The 1,443-nt window shown below is 68.7% G+C and carries 1 protein-coding gene; it reads right to left on the bottom strand.

Annotated elements, in window-relative coordinates:
* Nucleotides 1-25: 25 nt before the first annotated feature.
* Nucleotides 26-1,270: an IS701 family transposase gene (locus I8N68_RS32390; protein ID WP_200216911.1), complete on the bottom strand. Its 1,245-nt coding sequence runs from the start codon at nucleotides 1,268-1,270 to the stop codon at nucleotides 26-28.
* Nucleotides 1,271-1,443: the final 173 nt, after the last annotated feature.

The following is a 1,443-nucleotide window of genomic DNA, read 5'->3' as shown; positions in this document are numbered from 1 at the left end:
CTAGTACTCCAGCCGGGGATTGTGATCATGGCTCGATGAGGGCTTGTCGGGTGTAGTGGCTGGTCTTGGCTCGGGCTTGGTGACGGCGTCGGCGGATGGACCAGAGCAGCAGGTCGCAGCGGCGGCGGGTGGGTTCGATGATCAGGATGTTGAACAGGTGGCGTAGCTCGTTGACGGTCAGCGGGATCAGGTCGGCTGGGTCGTCGTGATGGCGGTGGCCGGCCGTCGCGGCGGCGAGGAACGCGTGGGCGAGGATCGCGAGGGTGGTCCAGCGGTGCCAGGAGGTCCAGCGGCGGTTCTGATGCTGGTCCAGGCCGAGTCCGGTCTTCGCGGCTTGGAACGATTCCTCGATCTTCCAGCGGCGGCCGGCGACCGTGACGAGGGTGTGCAGCGCGGCGGGTTCGGGTGACCAGCAGCGGTAAAAGGCCAGCTCGCCGGTCCTGCGGTTGCGGCGGATCAACAGCCAGTGGTGCCCGCCGTGCTCGTCGGCGGCGGGTGGCAGCGCGGTGAAGGACCAGTCGTAGTAGCGGTAGCCTTTCGCGCCCGGGCCGGCGGACACCCGCTGCCACGCGGTGGTGGGAAGCCCTGCGGCGAGCACGTCGACGCGGTAGGTGCCGATGCCGGTGCTCACCTGATGTGAGCAGGCCACGGCCAGGACGTAGCCCAGTCGCAGCTGACGTAGTCGGGCGGCCAGACGCGGATCGTTGCCGTATGCCTCGTCCCCGGCGACCCATCGACACGGCAGCCCGGCGGTGACCGCTGCCTCGATCATCCGGGACGCCAGCTGCGGCTTGGTGGCGAACCGCACGGCGTCCGGGATGCCGGCCTCAGCGCGCCGCTCGGGGTCGTCGCACCAGGACTTCGGCAGGTAGAGGGCCGTGTCGAGCATCGCGTGAGCGGCCGCGGTGGCGTAGACGAGGTGCACGGCGAGCTGGCAGTTCTCGATTTTGCCGGCCGTGCCCGAGTACTGCCGCTGAACACCGACGGTGTGCCTGCCCTTCTTCAGGTCACCCGTCTCGTCGATGACCAGCACGGCGTCAGCCTCGCCGAGGTGGTGCCCAACGAACTCCCGCACGTCATCGCGGACGGCGGTGTCGTCCCACTTCACCCGGGTCAGCAGGTCCTGCATCCCGTCCGGGCCGGTGTCCCCGGCGTGCTCGGCGATGGTCCAGCAGTTCTTCGTCGGCAAGGGCGCCAGTAAGCCGCGGACGAAGTCACGCACCCGGCGGCGAGGCTCGGGCCTGCGGAAACGCTGCCCGACCGTCAACATCAGGTCGTCGAACAACACACGCCACCCTTGGGCGTCTACCCTGTATCCGGCAGCCACCGCTGCATCATGGTCAGTCCACACAACCGTCCATGATCGACGGTGGCTGCCCTCGTTCCCGCACCGCATCCGAACCGCGGCTCAGCCAAGGTCAACAACCCCGGCTGGAGTACTAG

This window comes from Micromonospora coerulea (assembly GCF_016598485.1).
GTDB lineage: Bacteria > Actinomycetota > Actinomycetes > Mycobacteriales > Micromonosporaceae > Micromonospora > Micromonospora coerulea.
The sequence above is the reverse complement of the archived record's forward strand: the minus strand, read 5'-3'. Positions and strand labels throughout refer to the sequence as shown.

Coding starts and splice junctions, on each gene's coding strand:
- I8N68_RS32390 (WP_200216911.1), bottom strand. CDS start 1,270: ATGTTGACGGTCGGGCAGCGTTTCCGCAGGCCCGAGCCTCGCCGCCGG.